This window comes from Vibrio sp. 10N.222.48.A3 (assembly GCF_041475345.1).
In the GTDB taxonomy this organism is placed as follows: Bacteria; Pseudomonadota; Gammaproteobacteria; order Enterobacterales; family Vibrionaceae; genus Vibrio; species Vibrio tasmaniensis_A.
Map to the genome: position 1 here is coordinate 1 of NZ_JBFRVX010001094.1, position 1,310 is coordinate 1,310.

1 protein-coding gene and 1 pseudogene are annotated in these 1,310 nt (G+C 43.1%); both read right to left on the minus strand.

Translation table 11 applies throughout. From position 1 onward, the window contains the following. A pseudogene (locus AB4653_RS23915) lies at nt 1–120 on the minus strand (phosphoribosylglycinamide formyltransferase 2); the annotation flags it as partial. A gap of 167 nt (nt 121–287) precedes the next feature. Next, nucleotides 288–1,175, minus strand: a complete 888-nt coding sequence (gene cdd, locus AB4653_RS23920) for a cytidine deaminase (RefSeq protein ID WP_102258541.1) — start codon at nt 1,173–1,175, stop codon at nt 288–290. Nucleotides 1,176–1,310 lie beyond the last annotated feature (135 nt).

The window sequence follows — 1,310 nt, forward strand, 5'->3', positions numbered from 1 at the left end:
GTCACAAGCAATAACTTCCAAACCTAAACGTTGGCACTCGATAGCAACTTCTTTGCCGAGTTCACCTGAACCTAATAGAAGTACACGAGTAGCATTTTCACGAGTAGCAGTACCAAACATAGAAATTCCTTCCGATCTTTTGAACGATTGATTGAAAACGGGGTGATCATACTTATTTCAATGATAAAAGCAAACGTTTGCGCAAGTTGTTGCGTTAATTACAGGTATAAAAAAAGCAGCCCCGTTAAATAGGGCTGCTTATTTGAATTTTTGTTAATTAGATGTACTTAGATTGCTAAGTAAGTCACTGGAATGTCGGGATTAATCGCTTCTAATGTAGATTGCGTATCCGCTAGGTGACTGATGCTACCTTCGGCGATTTCAACCAAAGCTGCACTTTCAATTTGTTCAAAATCGAAGCCAGCCAGTTTAAGTTGAATTAACGCGACTTGCAGAGGAGGTAGGCTCGGGTTGAACGCTGCGTTTTCAGCGTAAGCACCCGTAAAAATTTCACCTGACGTCAGTTGTAGCGAAACACCACTTAGGTTTTTGGTGTAAGGCGCATGGCTGCGGTTTAGTGCTGCTAGCGCATCTACAACAATAGGTGTTGTTTCTTCGGTCGTGTACTTATGATCAAGCTTTGTCATTAGGCCTGTTGTTACACCTAAATCAGCAGGGCCGAACGAGTCTGGTAGGTACTCTTGCAGAGACATTTCATCACGTTGTGGAAGCTGAACCTTAAGCTCTTTCGCTGTGGTCAGTTCGTTCATGAATTGACGACAGTGACCACAAGGGCTGAAGTTGATGGTGATATCAGAAATACCTTGTTCGCCTTTCATCCAAGCGTGGCTGATTGCAGATTGCTCAGCGTGTACTGTTTGGCCAAGTTGAACACCAGCGATTTCAAGGTTTGCACCAAAATACAGAGTGCCAGACAAACCACGCACGATTGCACCAACATAAAAGTCAGATAACGGAGCGTAAGAATAGGCTGCGGCAAAAGGAAGTAGCGCAATACGTAGCTCGTCATCCGCGAAACCACTTGCTTGCAGTAGGCTAGCAAATTGTTCTGGAGACAATGTCGCGTCAAAGTTGTCTGCTAATACGATGTCACTCAAAAGTGCTTTGATTGCTGTTGGAGCACTTTCCAGCGCCAGGGTAATACGACTGTTCATGTTGAATCCTTAATTGACCTTAGGCTTTAATTCTATGCAATGCTCAGGAATTTTCTGTGATAAAGATCACCATTGAATTGTTGTTGTTACATTGGTTTGCATAATTAGAGTGAGGTCACACTTGAAATCGATTAC

Coding starts and splice junctions, on each gene's coding strand:
- cdd (WP_102258541.1), bottom strand. CDS start 1,175: ATGAACAGTCGTATTACCCTGGCGCTGGAAAGTGCTCCAACAGCAATC.